Consider the following 25,431-nt stretch of genomic DNA (forward strand, 5'->3'; position numbering starts at 1 on the left):
CGGAGGCCGCGTGGTGGGCGCAGGTGAGTTGCCTCTTGCCCTTACTGCCTGAGGACCCACTCTGCCTGCCGCAGCGCCCGCTCCTGAGCCTGATACGCCGCGTGCGCTGCGTCGCGCGTCACCTGCCGCAACGTCAGGGTGTCGCCGGGCCGCAGCTGCCCCAGGCGCGGCAGGTCCGCCGTGATCACCACCAGCGGCGTGGGGTACCCGCCGTGCGTGCCCGCATCCGGCAGCAGCAGGATCGGGCGGCCATCCGGGGGCAGCTGCAGCATGCCGGGCACGTTCGGCACGCTGGGCCGCGCCGGGTCGCGCGGCGCCGCGACCGCCTCATGCAGGCGCGCGCCCATGCGGTCCGCCTGCGCACTGACCGTGAACGGCCGGTTCAGCAGCTCTGCCGGCAGGTTGCCGGTCAGGTCCCGGGTGCCGATCACGCGCAGGTCATGGTGCGGCCCAAGGGGCGTGCGGATCTCCGGCGCGATGAACGCCCGCCGCGCCCCGTGGGGGGGCGCCGTCGCCCAGGTCAGGTGATCCCCGGGCCGCAGCGCGCGCCCCTGCATCCCGCCGAACCCGGCGCGCAGGTCCGTGGCGCGGCTGCCGAACACCTCGTGCGCGTTCAGACCGCCGCGCACCGCCAGGAACGCCCGCAGGCCCGCCGCGGTGCCCGCGACCGCCAGCGTCTGTCCGGCCTGCACCGGGACGGCCCGCCACAGCGGGAAGGGCGCGCCGTCCAGCGCCGCGTCGAACGGCGCGCCGCACAGGCTGATCAGCGCCGCCTCGTGAAACAGCAGGCTGGGCCCCCCCAGCGTGACTTCCAGGCCCGCCGCGCCCGGCGCGTTCCCGACCAGCGCGTTCGCCAGGCGACGCGCCGGCGCGTCGGCCGCGCCTCCGGCCGGAACGCCCAGGGACCGCACCTGACGGCCCGCGTCCTGCACGGTGCTCTGCACGCCCGCGCGCAGCACCGTCGCGCCCGTGGCCGGCGCCCTGGCCCCCGCCGTCACGGGCGGGCCTCAAACCGGACCCGGTCGCCCGCCTGCCACGGCACCGGCGCCCGGCGCGACAGATCGAAGAAATTCACGGACGTGCGGCCCACCAGCCGCCAGCCGCCCGGCGTCGGGCGCGGGTACACGCCCGCCCACGGTCCGCCCAGTGCCACGCTGCCCGCCGGCACCCGTTCGCGCGGCGCGTCCAGGCGCGGCATCTGAAGCGCGGCGGGCAGCCCTGTCAGGAACGCGAAGCCCGGCGTGAACCCCAGGAAGGCCACCTCCAGCTCCGCCGCGCACAGCGCCGCCACGAACGCCGGCCCGGACAGACCCGCGTGCGCCGCGCACCACGCCAGGTCCGCACCGTCAAAGGTCACGGGCACCACCAGGGTCCGCCCCGACCCGCCCGGCGCGGGTCTCAGCGTCGCCAGCCGCGTCTGCACGCCCGCCAGCACCGCCTCGCCCGCGCCGGGCGGATCCAGTAGCAGCGTCAGCAGATCCAGGGCGGGCACGGCCTCCAGCACGCCCGGCAGCGGCTGCGCGCGCAGGCTGGCGAACAGTTCGCGGGCCAGTGGCGTGTGAACGCTCAGCGCAGCGTCCCCCAGCCACTCAAAAGTCGGCGGGCACGGACCGGAGGGTGCAGGCATGCACCCAGCATACGGAGCGCCCGCACCCCGCCGCGCGGTCCTGTGCAGCCGCGCCGCACACTCGCCCCGCCCGGCCCGCCGCACCCGGTACGCTGCGGGGCATGACCGCCCCCCACCCGCAGGCCGCCCGGCACGTCCGCGCGGTCGCCGTGCAGCCCCACTGGAGTGCGCAGGACTTCGTGACCGCCGCCGCGTTCCGCCGCTGGATGCGCGCCCAGCTGGACATGGCCAGACCCCACCTGAACGAGAACGGCGTGAACTTGGTCGTGCTGACCGAACTGAACGGGCTGCCACTGGTCATGCGCGGCGGCGCGTGGGCACTCCGTCTGCGCACCTTCGAGCGGGTGGCCCTGGCCCTGTTCCTGGCGCGGCTGCCACGCACGCTGCCCATCCTGCTGCGCGAGCGGGTGTCCCCCGTCCGCGCGCTGCAACTCGCGGACATCGACGCCAACACCGACCTGTACCTGACCACCTGCCGCGACCTGGCGCGCGAGTACGGCGTGTACCTCTGCTGCGGCAGCGCGCCCACCCCCCGATACGAACGCCGCAGCGCCCGGCTGTGCCGCCAGCCCGGCCTCCTGACGAACCAGACCGTCCTGCTCGACCCGAACGGCGACCTGATCGGCGTGACCGACAAGGTCCACCTCACCCCCGACGAGGAGGCGGGCGGCGTGGACCTCACCCCCGGCGCCCTGGGCGACCTGCGCGTCTTCCCCACGCCCGCCGGGGACCTGGGCGTCGCCATCAGCCTCGACGCGTTCCGGGCCGACGTCATCGGCACGCTGGCCGCGCAGGGCTGCACCGTGCTGCTGCAACCCGACGCAAACGGCGCGCCCTGGACCGCCAAGGAAGGCCTGCCCCCCGACCCCGCGAACCTCCGCGACCAGCCCGAAGCGTGGCTGGAGAGCAGCTGGCAGGTCACCGCCCAGCGCCAGATTCCCTACGCCGTGAATCCCATGGTCGTCGGCAATCTCCTCGACCTCACCTTCGACGGTCAGAGCGCCATCACCGGCCCCGCCGAGGAAGCCCCAGCGCCGCGCAGCTACGTCCTGACCGCCCCCCGCCCCGGCTTCCTGGCCCTGGCGCCCTGGGTGACCAGCGGCGAGCCCCCCGCCCTGCGCGAGGCTGGACGCCACCGCGCCGCGCTCAGCGGCCACCCCATGGAAAACCAGTACCGCGAGGCCACCCTGCACGCCGACCTGACCCTGCCGCCCGCCACGCGACCGGCCCCGCCCCGCACGCCCCACGAGGACGCGCTGCACGCCCTGCTGCGTGGCGAGGCCCGCGCCGCCCGCCCGGGACGGTGGCCCTGGGTCCTCGCGGCCCTCCCGCTGGCCCTGCTGGCCCGGCCACTCTGGCGCCGGCGCCGGGCATGACCGGCATTTGACAGGACGCGCCCCCCCTCTTATACTTCCCCTCGCGCCTGAGTTCAGCACAGGGCGCGCCCCGCCACGCAGGGGGGGTTGGCCGAGTGGTTGAAGGCAACGGTCTTGAAAACCGTAGTAGGGCAACCTACCGGGGGTTCGAATCCCTCACCCCTCGCCAAACATGACAACCGGACTGGAGAGGTGGGTGAGTGGCTGAAACCGCACCCCTGCTAAGGGTGTATACCGCAAGGTATCGAGGGTTCGAATCCCTCCCTCTTCGCCACCATTCAACGCGCCACACGTTGAATACAGCCGCAGGATGTGCCCGTAGCTCAGCTGGATAGAGCGTCTGACTACGGATCAGAAGGCCAGGGGTTCGAATCCCTTCGGGCACACCACCAGAGATGACCCCCGCCGCAAGCGGGGGTTTGCTGTTGCTTGCTTCCGCGCCGCTCCCAGTTCTCCTGTTCGTGCTTGCAATTTCTGCCTGGAACCGGTAACCTCTTTCGGCTGCGCACTGAGCGCAGACAGGACGTGCCCGTAGCTCAGCTGGATAGAGCGTCTGACTACGGATCAGAAGGCCAGGGGTTCGAATCCCTTCGGGCACACCATAAGAGAAGGCCCCCGCCGCAAGCGGGGGTTTCTGCTGTCCTGCGTCCTACTTGCCGTGCTTGGTCAGGCGGTACAGGGTCACGCCGTTACTGATGAGCAGAACCGCGCACAGCAGCGCCATGGGCCACTCCTGCTTGGTGACAAAACGGATGGTCAGGATGCCCCAGCCGCACATCAGGGCAACGACAAGCCAGATGCGCCAGGCCGGCGCGTTCATTGCGTGAACCTCATGCCGCTCAGGGTACGGGGTGAGGTGGGGGCCGGTGGTCCCGGCCCCGTTACAACCGGCCCAGCGTGGACGCCAGCGCGCGCTTGAGGGCCGCCTCGGCATTCAGGGTCCCCGACCCGCACGTGCGGTCAGGTTGCGGATCGCAGCGCCGGCCGGGGAAGGGCGTGGCGCTGCCCGTGAGGTACACGCGCAGCAGGGCCGGGCTCAGTCTGGGGCGCGCGCCCAGCAACAGGCTGGCCACACCCGTCACGTGCGGCGCAGCGAAACTCGTGCCGTTCGGGCTGCGCTGCCCACCCGGGCCGCTGATGCTCAGGCTGGGAATGCCGCGCGCAGCGTCCCCGCCGGGCGCGGCGAGCGCCACGCTGCGCCCCCAGTTGGCGTACGCGGGCCGCTGCCCCGCCTCGGTGACACTGGTCACGGTCAGCACGTTCCGGCAGCCCGCCGGGGAGTACCCGGCCGCGTCCTTCCCGTCATTTGCGGCGCCCGCAATCACCAGCGCGCCCTTCGCCGTGACGGCGTCCACCGCCGCCTGCACGCGCGCGTCACAGCCGGTGAGGGGAATGAAATCCGCGTACAGACTGAGATTCAGCAGCTTCGCAGGATTCGGATTCACCGGCGCGCCCGCCACCGGAATTCCGGCCGCCCACTTCAGGCCGTCCACGAGGTCCGGAACGGCAATGGTGCCCTCGGTATCGGCCACGCGGACATGCACGATCTTCGCCTGCGGATTGATGCCTGCCATGCCCCGCCCGTCATGCGCCGCGCCGATCAGGTTCGCGATGATCTCCGCGTGGTACGCGAACGCTCCGACCCCACTGGCGTCCGCGTCGCGGCCCGTGCCGTCCCCGGCGCGCTGCACGCTGCTCACGAAATCGTAGCCGTTCACGGCCCGCGCGCCCAACTCCGCGCTGGGCACAAACCCGGTGTCCAGCACCGCGACCGTGACCGGCGCTGACCGCTCCAGCGCCCACGCCTGCGGCATGCGAATCAACTGAAGATTCCACTGCCCCGCGAACAGCGGATCACTGGGCGTCACGGCCGCGGCCGGCGCGGTGGGCGTGACCGGGCGCGGCACGCTGGGGGCGGCACTGGGCGGCGCGATGGGCAGAATTTCCTCCAGCGGCTGCGGCAAGACTGGCGGGAGCGCCGGCGTGACGGACAGGGCCGGGCCCAGCAGCAGGGCGCCAAGCGCGGCGCGGAACAGGAGACGGGCAGTCATCCCCACAGTGTCGCCCGCCCCCCTGACGCGCGCCTGAGCGCCCCTTGACCAAACCTCCGAACAGCGCCCACCGCGACCAGACGGGGGAACGCTGCGATACCATCACCGGTATGACCGACCCGCTCCCCGGTGCCCCCCGCCACCCCACCGCGCGGCCCGTCGTGCTACTGACCGGGGCGTCCAGCGGGATCGGGCGGGCCACGGCCGTGGAACTCGCCAGCCTGGGCTACGCGCTCGTGCTGGCCGCGCGCCGCGCTGAGGACCTGCACGCCCTGGCCCGGGAACTCGACCCCAGTGGCGCGCGCGTTCTGGCCGTGCCCACGGACGTCACGGACGACGCCTCACGCCGCGCCCTGATCCGCGAGGCGCACGCGCACTTCGGTCACGTGGACGTGCTGATCAACAACGCAGGCGTCACCGTCGAGAAGGGCTGGTGGTGGAATGACCCCGATCCGCTGCGCGTCCTGCGCGTGAACCTCGACGCGCCCATTGAACTCACGCGGCTGATCCTGCCGGAATTCCAGACGCGCGGCAGCGGCCACATCGTCAACATCGGCTCCGTCGCCGGGCGGGCCGCCACGAACGGCCTGTACTCCGCCAGCAAGTTCGGCATCCGCGGCTTCAGCCTCGCGCTGCGGCGCGAACTGCTCGGCACTGGCGTGCACGTCAGCCTGATCGCCCCGGGTTTCGTGAGGAGCGAAATGACCGCCAGCGCCCGCCTGCCCATGCCCGGCCCTGAAGTCGTCGCGCAGGCCGTGGCGCGCGTCCTGCTGCGCCCGAAAGCTGAGACCATCGTCCCGCGCCTCTACCGCCCCCTGGTGTGGCTTGAGGGCCTCATCCCCGCGCTGGGCGACGCGGTCGTGCAGCGCCTCATCTGGCGCCGCTACGACCACAGCAGCGACCCCAACCCGAAACGCTGACCGCACCACGCCCCTCTGCTTGATGCGGAGGGGCGTGATACCGACTGGTTACCGCTCAGCGGCCAACGCTGTACCGCACGGTATCGCTGGTCCAGTTCTGCTGCGGAACGGGCTGCTCGACGGGATTCACGACAATACTCAGCGCCTGCGCCAGGCCCGCCTGCGTCCGCGGCTGTACGGTGGCGAAGGTCTCACCCTGCTGGTACTGGCTGAGCTGGTTCAGGTTCAGCGGGGTGCGGCTGGCGATGACCAACACCTTGTTCACGCCGCGCGGCCCACTGATGTTGAACACGAAATTATCGCCCTGCGCGGGGAACACCCGGGTCTGCCCGGCGCGCACGAAGGCGCTGCCACTCAGGCGGTTCGGCAGAATCTGATCCGTCGTGCCATCCGGGTTGAGATTGAAGAGGTACACGTACGCGTCCTCGTTGACGGTCGTGCTGATACTGATCCGGTCGCCGACGCGGTAGGTGGGGGTCCGGTCACCACTCGGGTCGCGGTCCACCCAGACCTTCACGCTGAGGTCCGTGGGGACAGGATTGACGATGATGCTCTGCGCACTCAGTTTCGGCGCGGCCAGGGCAGGTGTGGCAAGAATGCCGAGGATGGAAGCGGTCAGGGCGATCAGCAGAGCGGGCTTCTTCATGAGGGACTCCAGGGGACGTGCCGACCCTCACCGCGCGGTGATTTTCGCCGTGCGGGTGCCTATGGGGTGGCGCGTGTTCCTGTCCTGAATGGTAAGCAAAGTCACCTGACGCGCGGTGAAGGCAGCCTGACGGAACATGAGCCGGAACGTAACTGAACTCATGATCGTTCCGTCAGGCAATCGGACACAGCAGGGACTGCACCGCTACCTGCACGCATCAGGGGCAACAAAGTGAATGCGGCCCTCCCAGTTGGGAAGGCCGCACCTGCGAAAGGATGGATCAGTTAGCCGTGGCGCACACCACGTAGGGGGTCAGCGTCGTGCCGCCAGTACCACTGACACGTACCGCGGTGCTCTTCCAGCTGGTGACGGTGTCGGGGAAGCTGCTGGACACCACGAAGGTACCGTTGTTCCCGTTGCTCAGTGCGGCCCCACCACCGATGGCCTTTTTGCCCGTGGGGCAGCTGGCCGTGGCGGTCGGCGTCTGGCCTGTGGCCGCCGTGCCCGTCACAAGCTCGTAGCCGCTGACGCCGTTCAGTCCGTCCTTACCGTTGAGACCGTTGACGCCATCTTTGCCGTCGACGCCGTTCTTGCCGTCAATCCCGTTGATGCCATCTTTGCCGTCGACACCGTTCTTGCCGTCGATCCCGTTGATGCCATCTTTGCCGTCGACGCCGTTCTTGCCGTCGATCCCATTGGTGCCGTCTTTACCGTCGATGCCGTTGGTACCGGCGAGGCCCTGGAGACCCTGGGCGCCGTCTTTGCCGTCAACGCCGTTCAGGCCGTCCTTACCGTTGATGCCGTCTTTACCGTCGATACCGTTGGTACCAGCGAGGCCCTGAAGACCCTGGGCGCCGTCCTTGCCGTTGATACCGTCGATGCCATTGGTGCCAGCGAGGCCCTGGAGACCCTGAGCGCCGTCCTTGCCGTCCGCGCCGTTCAGGCCGTTCGTGCCGGCGGGACCCTGCGGGCCGACGGCGCCGTCCACGCCATTCTTGCCATCCAGGCCGTTGGCACCGGCGAGCCCTGGGGCGCCGTCCTTGCCGTCGACGCCGTTGGTGCCGGCGGGGCCCATGGCGCCGGGAGCGCCGTCTTTACCGTCGGTTCCGTTCACGCCGTCCTTACCGGCGATGCCCTGGGCACCAGCTGCGCCCGTGTCACCCTTGGCTCCGGCAGCTCCGGCAGGACCCTGCGGACCGACGGGGCCAGCGGCGCCGTCTTTACCATTTGCGCCCGCAGCGCCCTGAGCGCCGGTTGCACCAGCAGCGCCGGTGTCACCCTTGGGACCCTGGGGGCCCATGGGGCCGGCGGGACCCTGGGGGCCGGTGCCGGCGGCGACCCAGGCGAGGCCGGTGTCGGTGAAGGTCAGGGTGTACCCGGCCTTGCCAGCGTTGCTGGTGGCGAGTTTCAGGGCGGTGATGCTGCCGTCCTTGAGGCGGACGCCGTCGATGGCGCCGGTCGTGGCGGCGGTGGCGGCCGTGGCGGCGGTCGTGGCAGCCTGGATGCCGCTGGCGAGGGCGGCGAAGTTGTCGTTGACTTCGGAGGCCTTGATGGGGGTGCCGGCCTTGAAGCTGACCAGGGTGGGGGCCTGGTCGGCGGCGAGGCTGCCGGAGATGACGAGGGCGGCGCCGAGCAGGGCGGATTTGGTGTCGAGTTTGAGTTTCATGGTGACTCCTGATGGTTCAAGCAATAGGGGAGCGTGTCCGTGCGGTGTGGCGCGGACGTCTGCGGGGGTGGAGCGGTGGGTGTGGGACGCGCTGGCTTACTGCCAGGTGGTCTTGTCCCAGATGGCAGTGCTGGAGTTCCAGGTGCCGGCCGCGCCGTTGGTGGGGGTGGTGCTGCCTCTGCAGGAGGTCAGTGCGAGGGTGAGGGCGCCCAAAGCCAGAATGAGAAACCGACGATTCATAGGTATCTCCTTGGGAGGGGTCTCACCATTCGCTCCGTCTGCCCTGAGGTGACCGTGTACTGAGGCAGAGTTCATCGCTTCCCTGGTTGTGTTGCACAGGAGTGTGCTTGCTTAATCATTAATGAATTTCCTGTCATGAATCTGACATTTTTAGAAGGTTCTATGAAATTTTTCATATTAATGAGCTGTAAGGATGCCGGGGCGTATTGGGGATGCTGTCCAAGACGTTTTGCAGCGCAGGGACGGCTTTTCTCGGTGCCCCTCTGGTCCCCCCCGATGGGGGCCGAGTTCGGGGGGAACTAGAGGGCATGCCGACACTCTAATCGAAATTTTGCGCCAAAAAACCAGAAAATAGTCTTTATAGTGCGAGAATTTCCATTTTATTGTACTTAGTAAGTCATGTGATATTTCTGTCAGAGAAAGGTCTGAATCCGTGTCTTGAATATTCTCAGAATGAGAGCGCTGTTCATGAGCTTTCACGTTCATCACACGCGGCAATAGCAGAAGCGGCCCGCCCGGTTATCCGGGGGGCCGCTGGTTCTGGCAGGGATACTAGGATTCGAACCTAGACAAACAGATCCAAAATCTGTTGTGCTGCCATTACACCATATCCCTTTACTGCCGGCCTGACTGGTGCGTTTCAGGCGGCCACAAGTATAGGGGCGTGCAGCACGGTCGGTCAAGCCAGGTGCGCGGTCCACGGCGCGGCAGGACGGATCAGGATATGGCGGCGGGCGCGGGTGATTCGATGACGGTCAGGCCCGCGAACTTCAGCAGCAGCCGCTTCTGCCCCACGCCGGGGAAGTACAGCAGCACCTCGCGCCGCTCGCCCTGATGGAACCCCTGCATGAACACCCCCTCGCCGAACTTCGGGTGGCGCAGCCGCAGCGGCTGGGTGGTGCTCACCGCCCGCTGGAGCTCGCGACTGGGAATGCCCAGGCGGGCGCTGACTTCCGGCAGGGACAGGCCGTGCAGGTCCAGCAGTTCGCGCGCCTGGGTGGGCCAGCTGGGTGGGAGTGCCGGCACGTCCGGCAGCAGCGCCCGGTCAGGCGGCGCAGGGGAGAGGTCATCCGTTTCGGGCGTGACCACCTCGTCCGGGCGGACGGTGAGGCCCGGGACGCTCTGGAGGAACGCGCGGGTGGCGAGCTTGTCGGTGGGGCGCCGCTCGCCGCTGGGCAGCGTGGGTGAGAAACAGCGGCTGACCGCGATGCACTCGAAGCAGCCCTGCGCCTGCTGGCAGCACGCCTTGCTGGTCAGGTCCAGGGCGCGCTGGAGCAGGTCGTCCATGTGCTCGAACGCCCGGCGGGCCACGCCCAGGCCGCCCAGCCAGTCGTCGTACAGAAAGAAGTACGTGTCGCGCCCCTCGCGGAACGCCCCGGCGAGGTCGTTGTCATCGCACGCCACGCGTTCCGGCGTGATCTTCTGCAGCAGGTGCTTGAGGGTGTGCGCCACGGCGGTGGGCCGCTCGGTGGCGCGGGGGTCCACGCCGACCTCCAGCGCGCTGGTGCGGAAGGGCGGCAGTTCGGTGGGCTGCTCGTACAGGTGTTCGGAGAGCTTGTGGTCCTGCATGCGGTCCTGGATGCGGCCCCCGCAGCGGGCGCAGCTGCGCTCGGTCTCGCCGGGCTCGCGGTCGCAGCCGACGCACACGCGTTCGAACACCTGCCGCAGCATCTGGTACCCGGTGTAGCGCCGCCGGATGACGACCTCGCCGTGCCGGAAGGCCAGCGGGCCGCGCCGTTCCCACTCGCCCATGCGGGCCGGGGTGACCTCGATGGCGTACAGGCCGCGCGTGAAGAGGTTTGCCGCGTCGTGCTTCTCGACCAGGATCGCGGTGCCCGCCGGGTGCGCCTCCCAGCGCAGCACCTTGTACCCCTGCCCATCCAGGGTGAACACCGCGCCCTCGTGCTTCTCGGTCAGGGCGTAGTGCTGGCTGGGGCTCTCCAGCGGCGTGTCCAGCGCCCGTGTGCCCAGCCGCTCCCAGTCGGCGGCCTCGACCACCGCGAATTTCAGGCTGCCCTCGCCGCGCAGGTTCCAGTAGCGCGGGCTGGGTTGCGCCTCGTGCGGGGTGGGCAGCCCGGCCGCGTGAAACTCGTCGTTCGCGCGGGCCGCGTGCCGGGGGGACAGGTACGGGTTGTGGGCCTCCACGACCGCCTTCTCGATCGGGCCGGTCAGCAATTCCAGGAAGTTCCCCGCGTTGCTGTAGAACGCGTCCGCCGGCTGCGGGACCCCCTGCTCGTTCAGGGCCGGCAGGTACAGCACCAGCCCCGGCGCGATCCGCCCCGCGCGGCCCGCCATCTGCCGGAACGCCATGCGCGAGCCTGGGTACCCGTCGATGATCACGACCTCTAGGTCCCCGATATCCACCCCGGCCTCAAGGGCGTTCGTGGCGAACATCACGCCGCTGTGGGCGCGGCGGAACTCCGACAGGCGACCCTCGCGGTCGCTGGTGCCGGCCATGTACAGGTGCGCGCGGCTGGCGTACCGGGGCTGCGCGCGGTACGTGGAGTACAGCCGCGCCGCGCGCGACCGCCCCCGGAAGAATGCCAGCACCTTCAGGTCGTACCGCTCGCTGGCGTCCATCACGGCGTTCCAGAAGCGCCTCGGCTGACCTCTGTGGTCCGCCAGCACGAAGCGCTTGCCGTGCCGGGCCGCGCCGGACTCGCGGACCTCCACGGCGTCCACCCCGGTCAGTTCCCGCGCGAACTCCGCCGGATTCCCGATGGTCGCCGTGCTCAGGACTACCTGCGGGTCCGCGCCCAGTGCCCGCGCTAGGGCCAGCAGGCGGCGCAGCATGCCCGCCACCTCGCTCCCGAAACCACCCCGGTACGTGTGCGCCTCATCCAGCACCAGGAACGACAGGTGGCGCAGGAACTCGCGCACGCCCGGCTGCGTCAGCGACCAGTGCAGCTTGTCCGGCGTGGCCGTCACCATCCGCACCCCGGGCCGGAAGACCGCCGAACCCTGCGCGCTGCCCTGGAAGGCCGCCACCTCCCACGGAAAAGCCCCGCGCTCCCGGAAGGCCAGCAGCTTGTCCCGCTGGTCCTGACCCAGTGCCACGAGCGGGTACACGAACAGCGCCGTCGCGTGTGGGTCGCGTTCCAGGCGGTCGAACACGCCGGGGAAGAACGCGCCGGTCTTGCCGCTCGCGGTGGGCGTCGTGATGATCACATGCTCACCGGCGCGCATCAGCTCGAACGTGCGGGCCTGATGCGCGAATACCTGCGGGAACCCGAAGCCGCGCGCCACCGCGTCACTCCAGCCCAGTCCGGCCGCGTCCACCGTGCGGGCCTCCTGCGCCGTCTCCTCATGCAGTCGGGTCGCCCCGCCGCCCAGCGTGTCCCGCAGGAACCCCTCCAGACGGCTGAAGGAGGAGGAGGGGCGGGCGGTCATCCGCTCAGTCTAGAGCCGCGCAGGCAGCGCGCGGAAGGAAGAGCGTCACGGTGCTGCGCGGAGGGCAGGGTAGACTGAACGGCAGTTCATGACGAATCCTCAGTCCTCCACCGTGTTTGTCGTGACCTCACAGGCGGCCCGCGCGCAGGCCCTGGCCCCGCTGCTCCCGCGGGTGCATGTCGTGCACGTCCCCAGCGCCGAATTCCTGATGCGCGAAGCGCACGTCACTATTCCCGACGTGGCGCTGCTGTACACCGACACGCCCGGCGTGCCCCTGCACCAGGTACTGCCCATGCTGCGCCAGCGGGCCGAGCTGGGCGGCACGCACTGGCTGGCGGTCGGCTCGCAGGGCCTGGGCGAGATGCTCGGCGCGGGCGTCGACGCCCTGATCAGCGACGCCACTCCGCCCGAAGCGCTCGCGCTTCAGGTGGGCGCCCTGCTGGGCCGCGCGCAGCAGTTCAGGGACGCCCTGGGCCGCGTGGCCAGCCTGCAGCGCCGCATGGACACCTGGGAGCACGAGGAACGCGTCCGCGACCAGCTGGTGCACATGCTCGTGCACGACCTGAAAAACCCCATTGCGGCCGTCATGGGCCTGCTGGAGATCGTTCAGGAGGACCCCCGCGTGCCCGAGGACAACCGCGAGCTGCTGAAAGTGGCCCGGGACGAGACGCAGCACCTGCTGCACCTCACCGTGAACATGCTCGACGTCCGCAAGATCCAGGCGGGCAAGATGAACCTGCGGCGCGAACTGATGTTCACGCCCATGTTCCGCGAGGTGGTGGACCTCGCCCGCGGGGACGTTGGCAGTGGCCTGCGCGACCGGCACGTGCGCGTCGAGGTGGAACCCGACCTGAGCCCCGCCAGTGTCGACCCGGAAATCCTGCGCCGCGTGCTGGCGAACCTGATCAGCAACGCGCTGAAGCACACCACGACCGGCGGCGTGATCACCGTGATGGTCCGCGGCACGCCGGAGGCCGTGCAGGTCACCGTCCGCGACGATGGCGAGGGCATCCCGGCCGAGGACATCCCGAACCTGTTCGCGGCGTTCGAGCAGTCCCGCCTGACCCTGCACGGCCGCTTCGACACTGGCATGGGCCTGGCGTTCTGCAAGCTGGCCGTCGAGGAGCACGGCGGGACCATCTGGGTGGAATCCGAACGCGGGAAGGGCGCGTCGTTCTACTTCACGCTGCCGCTGGCGCAGGACGCCGAGGACGACGACTTCGCGGAACTCGTGTAGGCCCTGGCCAGGCGGTCAGTTCACCTGCACCCGCTGAATGTTCCAGGTGACCGTGCGGGTGGTGGGCAGACCCCGCACCTGCCCCGGCTCGGAACGCGAGCCCTTCAGGGTGATGACGCCGCCGCGGCTCTGCGCGGCGCCGTCCACCGTCACGCCGTACCAGTTGTGATACGGGTGCCGGGTCAGGCCCGAATCGCTGGACTGCCCGTCCGAGAAGGGATTGCAGGCGCCCTTGAAGTAATGGGAGGAACTGAAGCTGCCCTGCCCGAGCACCGAGTCGGTGTTCTCCCCAGGCAGCTCGATCTGCACGAGGTACGTCCCGTCGGGCTGCACGGACACGTCCAGGCGGCGGGTGACGTCCAGCGTGGCGGCCGAGTGATCCTGCTGCGAGTCCCGGGCCACCTCCGTGCGGACCGTCTTGTCGTCGGCGCAGACCACGCTGTAGCTCGCGTCGTACCGGGAGTTCAGGTCGTAGGTGCTGGCGTGGTGCGTCTGCGCGTTCAGGCTCGCCCAGCGCGTCCCGCCGGACTCGGTCTCGCCCTCCAGGCCGCTCACGGTGTACGTGGAGGTGGCCAGCAGCGTCTCGCTGCGCTCCCCGGCGGGTGAGCCGTTGGGGTCCAGCAGCGTGGTGTGCTCGTCCACGCGGTCCTCGACCGTGACGGTCCCGGTCCAGCAGGTGGTGCCCGTGGCGTCCGCGCAGCTGGCCTTCCAGTCCTGCACGGTCAGCGGTACGGTCGTCGAGATGGGCCACATGCGGTTGAGCAGCTCGATCGGCAGGCCCAGCAGGCCGCCCACGCCGCCCGAGGCGGTGCCCAGAGCGTCGAGCAGGTCCCCGGCCAGGCTGGCGGTCTTGAGGGTCGTGACGGCCGTCACCCGGCCCGTCTTCGTGACGGTGGTGGCCGCCGGGCCCAGCTCCTCATGCTGGCGGGCACCCGTGAAATGGAAGTCGGCCGTGCCGGACGCGTCGGTCCTGTCGTGCATGACCTCCTCGCCCGCCGCGGCCGTCAGGATGGCGTAGTCGGCGCCGTCCCCCGCGGCGCGCCAGCGGATGTCGGCGCCCTCGACCGCCCCGGCATTCGGCAGGCTGAAATCCAGCCCAACGTGATTCAGGGCCAGCCGCATGCAGTTCAGGTACTGCACGTTGTTCGGCAGCTGGTAGGCCACCTTCGCCAGGGCGGTGTGCTGGGTGTCGCCGTCATGCAGGGTGCTCTGGGTGCGCTGCACGCTGGTGTTGTTCACGGTGACGTCCATGCGGAAACTGGCGAACATCATCGTGAACTTCAGGTAGCTGAGCACCAGGTTCGCGCGGCCCAGCCACTCGGCGCTGGCGATCACGCCCGCGTCCTCCAGGTACGCCAGGAGCTGACCCATGCCGTAGTTGAGGCCCAGCGCGGCGCCGTCCATGACGGTGCCCTCCACCCCGCCGAAGGTGCAGTTCGGCGCGGCGTCCTGCGCGCGCAGGGCGGCGGACCCAAGGGAGGCGTGCCCAGCGGTGAGGCCTGGGGCGCGCACCCCGAGCGGCAGGGTCGCCCCATGGGCCTGCGCGGTCCCGGCCAGGCGCCCCGCGATCCGCAGGAGCAGCAGGGCGTGCTGCGCGGCGTCCACTGTGACGTCCGCAATGGGCGTGTCGCCCAGCAGGTCGCCGCCGGGTCCGCCCAGCGCGGACGTGAAGCGGGCCAGGAAGCGCGCCGTGGGGACGGTGCTGGCCGCGTCGGCGCGCAGGTCCTCGCGCAGTTTCGTGGCGATCTGCGCCGCGTCCGTGCCCGGCCACAGAGTGACAAGCGTCTGCGCGAACTCCAGCAGGGTCACGGTGCCGCCCTGGGCGCGCTGGTAGAGGATCGCAGCCGGGTCGTCCTGCGCCAGGGCCAGGCCCAGGCTGGGCTGCTGGGCGGGGCGCAGGACGGTGCCGTCCAGCTGCCGGACGCTCAGCCCGGCGGCACTCAGGGCGTCCAGCCACGCGGCCTGCGCGTCGTCGTTGCCCCCGGAGACGCGGGCGGCCAGCTGCGCGGCGCGCAGATCCACGCCACTCACGTCCCCGCCGGTCCCGCCGCCGGGCGGGGTGGGGACCGGCGTGGGCGTGTGAGGGGCGCCGCAGGCGGTCAGCTGGGTGGCGGCCAGGGCGAGCGTGACGGTCAGGGCGCGCAGGGCAGTCAGGTGGAGGGTCATGTGCGGAGCGTAGGCGGAGGGGCGTGGCTGGCGGATGGTGCGGGCGGCGAGAGGGAACGCCAGGTCGCCCAGGCCCCCCGATTGGCTGTATGAACTGCGGATGTTAAGTTCTTTACATTTTTTTCCCCAACTTGTTAAGATTCTTACACTCTTCGTCCTGATCTCAGCGCGTCCTCAGGCCGTCGGCACCTCCTGGCCCCACCCGGGGCCCACCCTGCACGGATCGCCGTGCACCCAGAGGCCACCATGGAGCCACACTAGACCGGCCCTGGTGAACTGATGAGCGGCACACCAGCCCCATCCCCACGCGTCCACGCCCGCTGGATCACGGCGCGCGCCTGACCTCCTGCCCGGGAGCCTCAGCGCCGCGCCCATCACGCCGGATCACCCCGTTCACCCGAACGACCCCAGCGTTCAAGCCACAGAGACGGCCCGCCACCGCGCGCCGCCGCCCGACCAGTGCCTTGGGAGGCCCTGATGAACCCCTGGCCACGCCGACTTCCCGTGGAAACCCTGCTCGCCCTGTCCGTCCTGGTCGCCTGCAACCAGAACGCCGGTCGCCCCACCCAACCGGCCATGCCCACCCCGGTGGTGACGCGTAGCCCCGGCCTGCACGCCCAGGCCTTCACCACGCCCTACCCCACCTCCGACTCCGTGTCCTTCACCCTGGAAGGCTGCCGCAACGACGGCACGCCGCCCATCACCCTGCCCAACGGCAGCGGTAAATTCATCTGCCCCGACGCGGCCTACACCACCGGCAACCTGGGCAAGGGCTGGAATGAACTGGACCTCGTGCCCCACCGCCTGACCCTCAGCGTGGGCAACCAGAAGAGTGCCACCACGCAGTTCCTGGTCGTCCTGGCCGCCGACTACCAGAGTGACGGCGCGTTCGGCTACGACGTCCTCTCCGTGCCGGAAGTGAACGCCGCCAAATCGGACGTCTCCTGCCAGATCAGCGTGGACACCCAGAAAGACCAGACCGGCATCACCGGCGGCACGGACCGCACCGCGTACCGCCTCGTGAACGTGGACCTGAACCGGGGAGCCACCTGCGTCCTGGACTACTACCAGCGGCTCGCGCTGGGCGCAGCCAGCTACCCGGGCTCGTCCCTGCAGGCGTACATGTTCGCCGACGCGGCCTTCAAGACCGGCAAGCGCACCATCCCGCTGCCCGTCCGCGAGATCCTCCCGCAATCCCTGTCCAAGACCATGGTCGCCTCGCAGGGCCGCGACCAGGTGTGGGACCTCACCAAGGGCGCCACGCCCGCCACGCTGAACTTCGGGGACGTGTGCGCCAACACCTTCACCCCGGCGCAACCCGTGAAGATCAACGTGACCTGGGAGATCAAGAGCGTCCAGCCCGGCGACGTGACCCTGATCACCAAGGTCTACGCGACCAACCCCGCCGCCCGCACCATCACCGTGCAGGTCACCGACCGCATGTACCGCGGCAGTGACCAGTCCACGCTGCTGGACACCACCCAGGGCCAGGCCGTGGACGTCCCGGCCAACACCGCCAATTACCTCGTCCTGACGCACACCTTCCCCTACACGACCAGCAGTGACCTGCTCGGCACCACCTTCAACGACGTGGCCACCGCCACGTACACCGACAAGGTCACCGGCGTCACCGTGCCCGGCGACACGACCGCCGCCGCCAGCGCCCAGGTCACCGCGGGCGCCACCACGAACGCCTCGGCCAGCGTCACGGACGACGAGATCATCACCGGGAACGGCCTGACCTTCAGCGTCACCCAGCCCACCCTGGGAACCTTCACGAACTACGCCGCGGGCACCGCCACGACCGGACCGGTCAGCTGGCAGGTCACCGGACAGACCACCGGCGGCACCGTGCAGTTCGACAAGACCGTCCTGCTCGACACGCGCCGCGTGACCACCGGCCTGCTCAGCGACGAGGCACACCTGAACGGCTCCGACGGCGCCGCCGCGCAGGCCAGCGCCGCCGTGAACATCAGCTCCAGCGCCAGCGTGACCCTCACGATCACCAAGACCATTCCGGACGTCCTGCAGAACGCCGAGCAGCAGCAGTTCTCGTTCACCGTGAAGGACAGCGCCGGCCAGGTCGTCGCGACCCCCTCCGTGACCTTCACCGCAGGGCAGACCAGCCAGAGCGTCTCCGTGACCACCAACCCCGGCGTGTACACCGTCACCGAGAACCCCGCCACCGGCTGGACCAGCCAGCCCGCACAGCACGTTGACCTTCAGCTGCCCACCTGCGCCGGCGGCGTGACCTTCAACAACGAGGTGACGCCCGCCACCGCCCGCGTGCAGAAGATCACGCTGCCCGCCGGGCAGGAAAGCGGCTGGACCTTCACCCTGAACCGCGTTAACGGCCAGCTCAGCCCACTGGAAACGGGCGTCACCGCCAGCGGCGGCCAGCTGAACTTCACCACCCCCCTGACCGAAGGCGCGTACCAGATCACGGAAACCGCCCAGCCGGGCTTCAAGCAGACGGCCAACAGCGGCTGCACCTTCACCGTGAACTACCCCGCCGACGCCGGACGCACCTACACCTGTAGCGCCACGAACACCCAGCTGCCCAGGCTGACGGTCGTGAAGTATGTGGTCAACGAGTACGGCGGCACCAAGGTCGTCTCGGACTTCCCGCTGAACGTCAGCGGCACCGCCGTCACCAGCGGCCAGGTCAACACCTTCGACCCGGGCACCTACACGGTCGGCGAGGGCAGCCTGCCCTACGGGTACACCCAGGACGCCATCAGCGGCGACTGCACGGCCACCGGCAGCGTCATCCTGAACCCCGGCGACAACAAGAGCTGCACCATCACGAACAGTGACTCCCCGGCCACGCTGGTCATCGTGAAAAACGCCAAGCCCGCCACCGGCAGCTTCTCGTTCCTGACCACCGGCAGCGGCTACAGCGGCTTCACCCTCAGCCCCGCCGGCTGGACGAACACGCAGGGCAACCTCAGCGCCGGCACGTATACCATCCGCGAACAGACGCAGCTCGGCTGGGTCCTCACCGGGCTGGGCGGCAGCCCCGACCCCAGCACCCCCTACGCCTGCGTCACCACCGGCCAGGGCGGCAGCGTGGGCACCGGCAACCTGGACACCCAGACCGCCACCATCACCCTCAAGATGGGCGACACCGTGACCTGCACCTTCGAGAACACCGGGCAGGGCGTCACCCGCACGCAGGGCTTCTGGGCCACGCACCCGCAGCTGGCCATGATCGCCTGGACCGGCGGGCAGGGCTTCGGCCACGCGTTCCCGGGCGTGTCGGCCGTCAGCGGCATCGGTGACGCGGCGCTGTGCAGCCGGACCATCGCGGCCGGCAGCCTGGCCGCCACCGGCAGCTCCGGCCTGATGGGTGCATTCTGGAGTGACGTGTCCAAGACCACCACGGGCGCCAAACGCAGCGCCCTGGATCAGGCGCGCATGCAGCTCCTCCAGCAGCTCGTGGCGGCAGAGCTGAACGCCTCGGCCTTCGGCAGCGTGCCCGCCAGCGGCAGCTTCAGCACGTGGGAAGCCGCGTACTGCGGCACGAACACCCAGGCGATCAAGACCGCGCAGCAGCAGGCCGCGAGCTTCAACACGGCCGGTGACAGCGGCGCGTTCACGCCGGGCACCTCGGCTGACAGCAAGGCCGCGCGCGCCATGGCCAACCGCGACTTCTGGAATACCCTCCCGTAAGAACCGGAGAGGGGAGTGGGCGGCGCCTCGACTTGGCGCCGCCCACTCTGCCGCCCGGCCCGGCTCAGGGCCCGTGCGGGCGGTCGTGTGCGCCGGGCAGCGCCGTCTGCTCCACCCGCGCCACGCTGAACAGGTGCTCCACCTCACCCCGCGCCGCCTGTCCCGGCTGATCGTGGGCGTACAGGTAGAGGGGCCAGCCCTGGTACGTCGTGTGATCCCAGGTGCGCAGCCCGTGCAGGTCGCGGGCCTGCACCTGCACCTGACCGGGCAGTGCCTCCGGCGCGGCGGTCAGGGCCGGGAGGGGCACGTACTGGTACAGGAAGAGTTTCAGGTGCTCCGGCCAGTGCGCGGCGAACGGTACGGTCTCCCCGAACAGCGTGGCCGCCTGAAGCGGAGAGAAGCGGTACAGCGGCAGCGGGCCGCGCGGCGTCTGCACGCTCAGGTGAGGCCCGGCGGCGTGCAGGTGCAGCAGGTCCGCGGGCGGGAGGGGCTGACCGAGCCGGCGTGAACCGGGCGCAGCGGCGTGCAGGTGCGTCATGGGGGCTCCTACAGGGCCAGGACAGAGTGGGGCGGGTGGCTGGGCGCGGCCGGGTGCAGCAGGCGTGCCAGACCGCCCGGCGTGCGCCGCGCCGCGTGGTGGCCGGCGCGCTCCTGCGCGGCGCGCAGCAGGTCCGCCAGCGTGGTGCCGTCGTGGGGCGCGTCGGCCAGGCCCGTCCGGACGTCCGGGTGGCGGCCCAGCGCGCCCAGGTGCTGCGCGGCGCGGCGCAGCGCCGGAGCCAGGTGCTCGGCCGTGAGGGGCCGGGGGCTCAGGAGCGTGAATTCGTGCGTGCCGGTGCGGTACACGCTGGCCTGCCAGGGGCGCGCCGCGTCCCACAGGTCCCGCGCGATGAGCCGCAGGGCCTGATCGACCGGCGCGTTGCCCAGGTGGCGCCGCTGGTCATGCAGGGGCGGCAGGCGCAGCGCGGCGAGGGTCGTGACGCCGTGCGTCTGGGCGGCGTCCAGCAGCAGGGCGGTGCGGTCGGGCAGGTGCGTGACGGGGTCCAGGTGGTACTGGTGGACATCCTCGATCAGCAGGATGCGGTCGCCGTTGGGCAGGCTGCTCAGGTTCAGGCGGCACACCCGCCGCGCGCCGGTCAGGGTGAGCAGGCGCGTCTGGTGAACGCCGTCCGGCCAGCTGCGCGCGGGTTCGGGCAGCGCGCTGGCGTGAAAGGTGCGGGAGAAGGCGTGGTTCGGCTGGGCCAGGGTGGGCGCGTGCGCGGGCCAGCGCAGCGCGGGCAGGGGCAGCAGGTGAAACAGGTCGTCTTCGAGGTGAAAGTGGGTCATGGGCCTCTCCCTGGAATGGGGTGGGTCGGGGGTGCGGTCTTGACGGGCAGCATGCCGCGCGGCGCGTTAAGGGGGCGTTAGGGGCCCGGGGCCGCCCGGTCGTGGGGGGCGCCAGGGGCGCGGCTGGGACAGTGCGGGCTACACTCCGGGCATGAGCTCGTGGCCGTTCAGGGTTGGATTCGGGGAGGACGCGCACCGCCTGGAGGCGGGGCGGCGGCTGGTGCTGGGCGGCGTGGAGATCCCGCACGCGGAACTGGGCGCCGTGGCCCACAGTGACGGCGACGCAGTGTTGCACGTGGTGGCGGACGCGCTGCTGTCCGGGCTGGCGCTGGGTGATATCGGGCAGTACTTCCCGGATACGGCCCCGGAGTGGCGCGGCATGGATTCACGCGTGATCGTGGAGCGGGCCCTGGCACTGGTGCAGGAGCGGGGGTGGATGCCGGTGAACGTGGCGGTCGTGGTGACGCTGGACCGCCCGAAGCTGGGGCCGCTGCGCGCCGAGATCGCGCGGTCGGTCGCGGCGCTGCTGGGCCTGCCGGAAGGGGACGTGGGCGTGAGTTTCAAGACGTCCGAGGGTCTGGCGCGTCTGCACGTGCAGACGCGCGCGACGGTGCTGCTGGCCCGCGTGGACGCCGCCGGTGCGGAGGCCCGCGGTGAGTGACGTGCCCCTGCTGCGGGTGGTGCTGTTCGAGCCGGAAAAGGCCGGGAACGTGGGGAACGTCGCGCGGACCTGCGCGGTGCTGGGCGCGGACCTGCACCTGATCCGCCCGTTCGGCTTCCACCTGCATGACCGGGAGTTCCGGCGGGCCGTGATGGATTATCTGGAGGGCGTGACGCTGCACGAGCACGCCAGCTGGACGGCCTTCCAGGGCACGCTGGCTGCGGGGGCGCGGGTCTGGGCGTTCAGCACGCACGCGACCGACCTGCACACCCGCGCGGGGTTCCGGCGGGGGGATTACCTGCTGTTCGGCCCGGAGTCGCGCGGCCTGCCCGTGTGGCTGCGGGACGCCCTGCCGAAGCTGAAGCTGCCGCAGCCGGGTGGGGGCCGCAGCCTGAACCTGAGTGTCGCGGCGGGCGTGGCGGCGTTCGAGGCGGGGCGGCAGATCGAGGGCTGGTAGGTCGGGGCGTGGCGCCCCGGTGCGCTGCGCCATTCGGCTCATTTCGATTCCCGTCGAATCGGGCATGATGATTCGAGGAGGATCGAAATGACTGAAGCCGCCGACCCCACCCCGCAGGCCCGCATGAACGCCCTGTACTGCCGCCTCGTCACGGGTATCCGCACGAACGCCGAACGCGACCTGCGCCTTGCCCACGCCGCCGGGAACGCCGCCGATCAGGCCCGCGCGCAGGCCCGCCTGGACACCCTGGACGCCGCCCTGGGCATCTACGAGGGCGCCCACCGCGCCGCGCACGGCACGTCCCCCTGGCCGTCAGGGCCCCGCCCATGAAGCAGAGACGTGCTGTGCCGTGGACCACCCGCACCGCTGCCGAACGGCCCGCGTCACGTCCGGCGTCCGTGCCGCCCCCGCTCGCCTCCGCCCGGATGAGCCGCTGCTGGCCCACCAGACCACCGGAGTTCGCATGAGTGCCGACCTAACTGCCCGCGCGGGCCTCTTCCGCGCGCTCTCGCACCCCGCGCGCCTGAGCCTGTTACGCCTCGTCTGGACCCGCGAGGCCAGCGGCGACGAACTCGCCCGCCTGATGAACCTCGCGCCCGCCACCGTCAGCCATCACCTCGCGCAGCTGGCCGAGGCGGGCCTGCTCCTCACCCGGCAGGACGGCCACCACCGCCTGCACCGCGCCCACACGGCCGCGCTGGAATTGAATCTCGCGGACGTCGTGCGCGGCGCCGCGCCCGCCCCCACCCCGGACGACCCCTACCGCGAGCGCGTCCTGCGGGCCTTCCTGAAAGGTGGGCGCCTGACCACCCTGCCCGCCCAGCGCAAGAAGAAAGACGTCATTCTGCACGAACTGGTCACGCTGTTCGAGTACGGCCGCCCGTACCCGGAAGCCGAGGTGAACGCCCTGCTGGGCGAGGTATACGCCGACGTGTCCACCCTGCGCCGCGAACTGGTCGGCCTGGGCGTCCTGAACCGCGAACGCGGCGTGTACTGGCGGCCCGCAGCCGACCCTACAGGCTCTTGACCGTCAGCAGGGGCCGCAGCGCCGCCACAGGCCGCGCCAGGCCCGCCCGGGCGTGCGTGTCGATGATTGGCGTCACCGCTTTGTACGCGCCGGGCGCCTCCTGCTTCAGCGCGGACAGCGCCCGCGCCCGGATCTCTGATCGCGCCGTGCGCAGATCGGTGGGTGTCACCACCCGCAGCGCCTCCAGCGCCCGGAGCGCCTCCGCGTCACTCTGGCGCATGGCCGCCCCGCGCGGCTGACGGCGGCCCGCGCCGTGACTGGCGCTCCCCAGCGCCAGGGGGTGCCCCTGCCCGGCCAGCAGGTAACTGAGGTCCCCCATGCTGCCCGGAATCAGGACCGGTTCGCCGTGCGGGTGACGTACGCTGGGCCCGGCGGCGGGCGTGGCGCCCTTGCGGTGCACCCAGTCCCCGTCCCCGCCGGGCCAGATGAAGTTGTGCGGCGCGTCCGCCAGCGCCGGAAACGGCTGATCCTGCGCCAGCAGGCCCGGCGGAAGGGCGCGGCCCAGCGCGGCGCGCACCATGCACGCCAGCATCAACCGGTTCCCGCTCGCCAGATGCGCCGCCGCATGCAGGGCGTCCAGCACGCCCGGCACGCCGGGATGGTCGGCCGGAAGCAGCGGCAGCGGGGCGCCGGGCGCCGCGCGGGCCGGGGCGCGCAGCTGAGCGCCGAACAGATGCCCGAACCCCAGCGATCCGCTGTGCACCATGACCACCACCTCGCCGGGCCGGACGCCCCACGCGTACGCCGCGTGCCGGTCCAGGACCGCCGCGACCTCCTGCACCTCCACGAAGTGATTCCCGCCGCCCACCGAGCCCAGCTGCGTGTCGAACGACGCCCGGTCCCGGTCGCCCAGCCAGTCCCGCACGCCGTGAAGCGGGCCGCGCACGAACGGCGCGTGCGGGTCCGGCTGATGCGCCTGCGCGCCCAGCAGGTCCCACAGGCCCCGCTGCCCCGCCGGGCGCGGCGCCGCGAGCAGGTCCGGCACGCCGCCGCGCAGCAGCGCCTCCCGCTGACGGCCCGTGAGACTCAGCGCCCGCTGCCCCTGAAAGAACACCGCCCGCAGTTCACGCTCCAGGACGTCCAGGTGCGGGCGCAGATCATCGGCCCGCAGCCCGGTCAGATGCAGGCGCATCCCGCAGCCCAGGTCATTCCCGATCAGGTGCGGCGTGAGCACGCCGCGCGTCCGCAGCGCGGTGCCCACCGGGGCGGGCGACGCGCGGTGCAGGTCCGGCGTCAGGGCCAGCGCCTCCACCCCCAGCGCCGGGTCGAGTTTCTGGGCCGCCGCGTGCAGGTCCAGCAGGCGCAGGGCGTCCCGGACGGCGGCCCGCTCAACGGGCACCTCCGGACTGGCGAACAGGTGAGCGGGCACCCCGCTGTCATGAGGCAGGAGGACGGGCGACAGGGCCTCGCCCCGCGCGGAAAGAACATCAATCATGTGGCCTCTGCTGAGAAACACCGGCCCGCACCAGGGCGCACCGGGAAGGAATCGTCGGCCCAGGCGCACTCCAGGTTCGGCGCGCAGGGCAGGGGAGAGGACGGCCCGTCTCAGCAGCAGGTGACAGGTCCCCCGACCGTAGCAGGCGCGTTCAGCTGGCCGCATCCGCCAGACGGCGCACCGCCCACGGGGGCGCGTCCTCATCCGGACGCCCGGTAGAGTGACGGACATGACAACAACGGATTTCCAGGCGCGACTGGCGCGGTACGCCGAACTGCTCGTCCGCACCGGCGTGAACCTCCCGCACGGCGGCAAGGTCCGGGTCAGCGCACCGGTCGAGGCGACCGAACTGGCCCGGCTGGTCGCGCGCGCCGCGTACCGCGCCGGGGCGACCGACGTGCGCGTCACGTACCACGACCCTCACCTGGGCCTCGCCCTGTTCGAGGACGGGTCCGATGACGCCGTGAACCACCTGCCCGACTGGCACGCGCAGGAGGCCGAGGCGATGGTCGGCGACGGCTACGCGTCCATCGCCATCATCGGTGAGGACCCCTCGCTGCTGGCAGGCGCGGATCCCACGCGGATCGCGGCGCGCAGCAAACTGGTCGCGCAGGCCATGCGCAGGGTCAGCGAGGCGACCGGCAGCTTCCGCGTGAACTGGACGGTCGGCGCGATGGCCACGCCCGCCTGGGCCGCCCGCGTGTACCCGGACCTGCCGCAGGAGCAGGCCGTGGCCCGCCTGTGGGACGATATCTTCGCCGTGACCCGCGCCGACCAGCCGGACCCGGTCGCCGCGTGGGACGCGCACCTGAGCCGCCTGGAACGCCTGACCAACCACCTGAACGGCAAGCAGTACGCCGCCGTGCACCTGAAGAGCGACCTGGGCACCGACCTGACCGTGGGCCTCGCGGAGCACCACGTCTGGCAGGGCGGCGCGGAAACCGCGCAGAACGGCGTGCGCGGCGTGCCGAACCTCCCCACCGACGAGGTGTTCACCGCCCCGCACCGGGAGCGGGTGGACGGCGTGGCGGTCGCCAGCAAACCCCTGAGCGCCCGCGGGCAGCTCATCGAGGGCATCCGTATGCGCTTCGAGGCCGGACGAGCCGTCGAGGTCAGCGCCACGCGCGGCGAGGAGACCCTCAAGGCTCTCGTCGCCACCGATGACGGCGCCGCCCGCCTGGGCGAGGTGGCCCTGGTGCCCGCCAGCGCGCCCGTCGCGCAGACCGGCACGCTGTTCCTGAACACCCTGTTCGACGAGAACGCCGCGTCACACATCGCGCTGGGCCGCTGCTACCCCACTAACGTGCAGGGCGGCACCGACCCCGCCACCCTGAGCGCCGCCGGAGGCAACAGCGACAGCCTGATCCACGTGGACTGGATGATCGGCACGCCCGCCACCGACGTGGACGGCATCACGAAGGAAGGCACCCGCGAGCCGCTGATGCGCGCGGGCGAATGGGTCATCGAAGGTCTATAACCAGGCCGGTCAAAGGGGGAGGGGAGCCGCGCGTGGCTCCCCTCCCCTGATGCCTGTTCG

21 protein-coding genes and 5 tRNA genes are annotated in these 25,431 nt (G+C 71.0%); 13 read left to right on the forward strand and 13 right to left on the reverse strand.

Annotation, left to right across the window (positions count from 1 at the left end):
• Positions 1 to 41: 41 nt before the first annotated feature.
• Positions 42 to 998, reverse strand: a complete 957-nt coding sequence (locus tag IEY63_RS15375; RefSeq protein WP_229784746.1) for a 5-oxoprolinase subunit C family protein — start codon at positions 996 to 998, stop codon at positions 42 to 44.
• On the reverse strand, positions 995 to 1,627 hold the full coding sequence (locus IEY63_RS15380) for a 5-oxoprolinase subunit B family protein (RefSeq protein WP_189069882.1): 633 nt from the start codon (positions 1,625 to 1,627) through the stop codon (positions 995 to 997). Before IEY63_RS15380 ends, IEY63_RS15375 begins: the two co-directional genes overlap by 4 nt.
• Before the next feature lie 101 nt (positions 1,628 to 1,728).
• On the opposite strand from IEY63_RS15380, the gene IEY63_RS15385 reads away from it, so the two are divergent.
• From IEY63_RS15385 to IEY63_RS15405, 5 genes are all read left to right on the forward strand, one after another.
• Positions 1,729 to 3,003, forward strand: a complete 1,275-nt coding sequence (locus IEY63_RS15385; protein WP_189069883.1) for a nitrilase-related carbon-nitrogen hydrolase — start codon at positions 1,729 to 1,731, stop codon at positions 3,001 to 3,003.
• A gap of 81 nt (positions 3,004 to 3,084) precedes the next feature.
• Positions 3,085 to 3,172: transfer RNA gene (locus tag IEY63_RS15390), tRNA-Ser, on the forward strand.
• Between the two features lie 17 nt (positions 3,173 to 3,189).
• Positions 3,190 to 3,277 (forward strand) — tRNA-Ser (locus tag IEY63_RS15395).
• A 38-nt stretch (positions 3,278 to 3,315) separates the two neighbouring features.
• A tRNA-Arg gene (locus IEY63_RS15400) sits at positions 3,316 to 3,392 on the forward strand.
• 136 nt (positions 3,393 to 3,528) lie between these two features.
• Positions 3,529 to 3,605 (forward strand) — tRNA-Arg (locus tag IEY63_RS15405).
• 47 nt (positions 3,606 to 3,652) lie between these two features.
• Here IEY63_RS15405 and IEY63_RS15410 read toward each other — a convergent pair.
• Together IEY63_RS15410 and IEY63_RS15415 are read right to left on the reverse strand one after the other, a co-directional pair.
• On the reverse strand, positions 3,653 to 3,823 hold the full coding sequence (locus tag IEY63_RS15410; protein WP_189069884.1) for a hypothetical protein: 171 nt from the start codon (positions 3,821 to 3,823) through the stop codon (positions 3,653 to 3,655).
• Between the two features lie 61 nt (positions 3,824 to 3,884).
• Positions 3,885 to 5,054 (reverse strand): S8 family serine peptidase, encoded by a 1,170-nt coding sequence (locus tag IEY63_RS15415; RefSeq protein ID WP_189069885.1) that lies wholly within the window; start codon positions 5,052 to 5,054, stop codon positions 3,885 to 3,887.
• Positions 5,055 to 5,164: 110 nt separating this feature from the next.
• Here IEY63_RS15415 and IEY63_RS15420 point away from each other — a divergent pair, with 110 nt between their 5' ends.
• Positions 5,165 to 5,974, forward strand: coding sequence for an SDR family NAD(P)-dependent oxidoreductase (locus tag IEY63_RS15420; protein ID WP_189069886.1), 810 nt, complete (start codon positions 5,165 to 5,167; stop codon positions 5,972 to 5,974).
• A 55-nt stretch (positions 5,975 to 6,029) separates the two neighbouring features.
• Here the strand turns inward: IEY63_RS15420 and IEY63_RS15425 are convergent, their stop codons facing one another.
• The 5 genes from IEY63_RS15425 to IEY63_RS15445 form a co-directional block, all read right to left on the reverse strand.
• Positions 6,030 to 6,620, reverse strand: a complete 591-nt coding sequence (locus tag IEY63_RS15425) for a DUF4384 domain-containing protein (RefSeq protein ID WP_189069887.1) — start codon at positions 6,618 to 6,620, stop codon at positions 6,030 to 6,032.
• 280 nt (positions 6,621 to 6,900) lie between these two features.
• Positions 6,901 to 8,286, reverse strand: a complete 1,386-nt coding sequence (locus tag IEY63_RS15430; RefSeq protein WP_189069888.1) for a hypothetical protein — start codon at positions 8,284 to 8,286, stop codon at positions 6,901 to 6,903.
• Between the two features lie 96 nt (positions 8,287 to 8,382).
• Positions 8,383 to 8,526 (reverse strand): hypothetical protein, encoded by a 144-nt coding sequence (locus IEY63_RS15435; protein ID WP_189069889.1) that lies wholly within the window; start codon positions 8,524 to 8,526, stop codon positions 8,383 to 8,385.
• Between the two features lie 541 nt (positions 8,527 to 9,067).
• Positions 9,068 to 9,141, reverse strand: a tRNA-Gln gene (locus tag IEY63_RS15440).
• Positions 9,142 to 9,243: 102 nt separating this feature from the next.
• The gene (locus IEY63_RS15445; protein WP_189069890.1) at positions 9,244 to 11,916 is read right to left on the reverse strand and encodes a DEAD/DEAH box helicase; all 2,673 of its coding nucleotides are present in this window, start codon (positions 11,914 to 11,916) and stop codon (positions 9,244 to 9,246) included.
• Between the two features lie 88 nt (positions 11,917 to 12,004).
• Here IEY63_RS15445 and IEY63_RS15450 point away from each other — a divergent pair, with 88 nt between their 5' ends.
• Positions 12,005 to 13,153: an ATP-binding protein gene (locus IEY63_RS15450; protein WP_189069891.1), complete on the forward strand. Its 1,149-nt coding sequence runs from the start codon at positions 12,005 to 12,007 to the stop codon at positions 13,151 to 13,153.
• Positions 13,154 to 13,168: 15 nt separating this feature from the next.
• Here the strand turns inward: IEY63_RS15450 and IEY63_RS15455 are convergent, their stop codons facing one another.
• Positions 13,169 to 15,319 carry a hypothetical protein gene (locus IEY63_RS15455; RefSeq protein WP_189069892.1) on the reverse strand — a complete coding sequence of 717 codons (2,151 nt, stop codon included), beginning with the start codon at positions 15,317 to 15,319 and terminating at the stop codon, positions 13,169 to 13,171.
• Positions 15,320 to 15,796: 477 nt separating this feature from the next.
• On the opposite strand from IEY63_RS15455, the gene IEY63_RS15460 reads away from it, so the two are divergent.
• The gene (locus tag IEY63_RS15460; RefSeq protein ID WP_189069893.1) at positions 15,797 to 18,991 is read left to right on the forward strand and encodes a collagen binding domain-containing protein; all 3,195 of its coding nucleotides are present in this window, start codon (positions 15,797 to 15,799) and stop codon (positions 18,989 to 18,991) included.
• Between the two features lie 64 nt (positions 18,992 to 19,055).
• On the opposite strand, the gene IEY63_RS15465 is transcribed toward IEY63_RS15460, so the two are convergent.
• On the reverse strand, positions 19,056 to 19,529 hold the full coding sequence (locus tag IEY63_RS15465) for a COG4315 family predicted lipoprotein (protein ID WP_189069894.1): 474 nt from the start codon (positions 19,527 to 19,529) through the stop codon (positions 19,056 to 19,058).
• Between the two features lie 8 nt (positions 19,530 to 19,537).
• A complete protein-coding gene (locus IEY63_RS15470; protein WP_189069895.1) occupies positions 19,538 to 20,314 on the reverse strand; it encodes a diguanylate cyclase domain-containing protein in 777 nt (258 codons plus the stop codon).
• A 151-nt stretch (positions 20,315 to 20,465) separates the two neighbouring features.
• Between IEY63_RS15470 and ispF the strand changes: the two genes are divergently transcribed.
• The 4 genes from ispF (at position 20,466) to IEY63_RS15490 (ending at position 22,459) form a co-directional block, all read left to right on the forward strand.
• Positions 20,466 to 20,975 carry a 2-C-methyl-D-erythritol 2,4-cyclodiphosphate synthase gene (gene ispF / locus IEY63_RS15475; RefSeq protein ID WP_189069896.1) on the forward strand — a complete coding sequence of 170 codons (510 nt, stop codon included), beginning with the start codon at positions 20,466 to 20,468 and terminating at the stop codon, positions 20,973 to 20,975.
• Positions 20,968 to 21,432 carry a tRNA (cytidine(34)-2'-O)-methyltransferase gene (locus tag IEY63_RS15480; protein WP_229784747.1) on the forward strand — a complete coding sequence of 155 codons (465 nt, stop codon included), beginning with the start codon at positions 20,968 to 20,970 and terminating at the stop codon, positions 21,430 to 21,432. The genes ispF and IEY63_RS15480 overlap by 8 nt, the downstream gene beginning before the upstream one ends.
• An 87-nt stretch (positions 21,433 to 21,519) precedes the next feature.
• Positions 21,520 to 21,762, forward strand: a complete 243-nt coding sequence (locus IEY63_RS15485; protein WP_229784748.1) for a hypothetical protein — start codon at positions 21,520 to 21,522, stop codon at positions 21,760 to 21,762.
• A 133-nt stretch (positions 21,763 to 21,895) separates the two neighbouring features.
• Positions 21,896 to 22,459 carry a DUF2087 domain-containing protein gene (locus IEY63_RS15490; protein WP_189069897.1) on the forward strand — a complete coding sequence of 188 codons (564 nt, stop codon included), beginning with the start codon at positions 21,896 to 21,898 and terminating at the stop codon, positions 22,457 to 22,459.
• Here the strand turns inward: IEY63_RS15490 and IEY63_RS15495 are convergent.
• A complete protein-coding gene (locus IEY63_RS15495; protein WP_189069898.1) occupies positions 22,446 to 23,894 on the reverse strand; it encodes an RtcB family protein in 1,449 nt (482 codons plus the stop codon). The genes IEY63_RS15490 and IEY63_RS15495 overlap by 14 nt on opposite strands.
• 229 nt (positions 23,895 to 24,123) lie before the next feature.
• Here IEY63_RS15495 and IEY63_RS15500 point away from each other — a divergent pair, with 229 nt between their 5' ends.
• A complete protein-coding gene (locus IEY63_RS15500; RefSeq protein WP_189069899.1) occupies positions 24,124 to 25,371 on the forward strand; it encodes an aminopeptidase in 1,248 nt (415 codons plus the stop codon).
• Positions 25,372 to 25,431 lie beyond the last annotated feature (60 nt).

This window comes from Deinococcus radiotolerans, assembly GCF_014647435.1.
Lineage (GTDB): Bacteria > Deinococcota > Deinococci > Deinococcales > Deinococcaceae > Deinococcus > Deinococcus radiotolerans.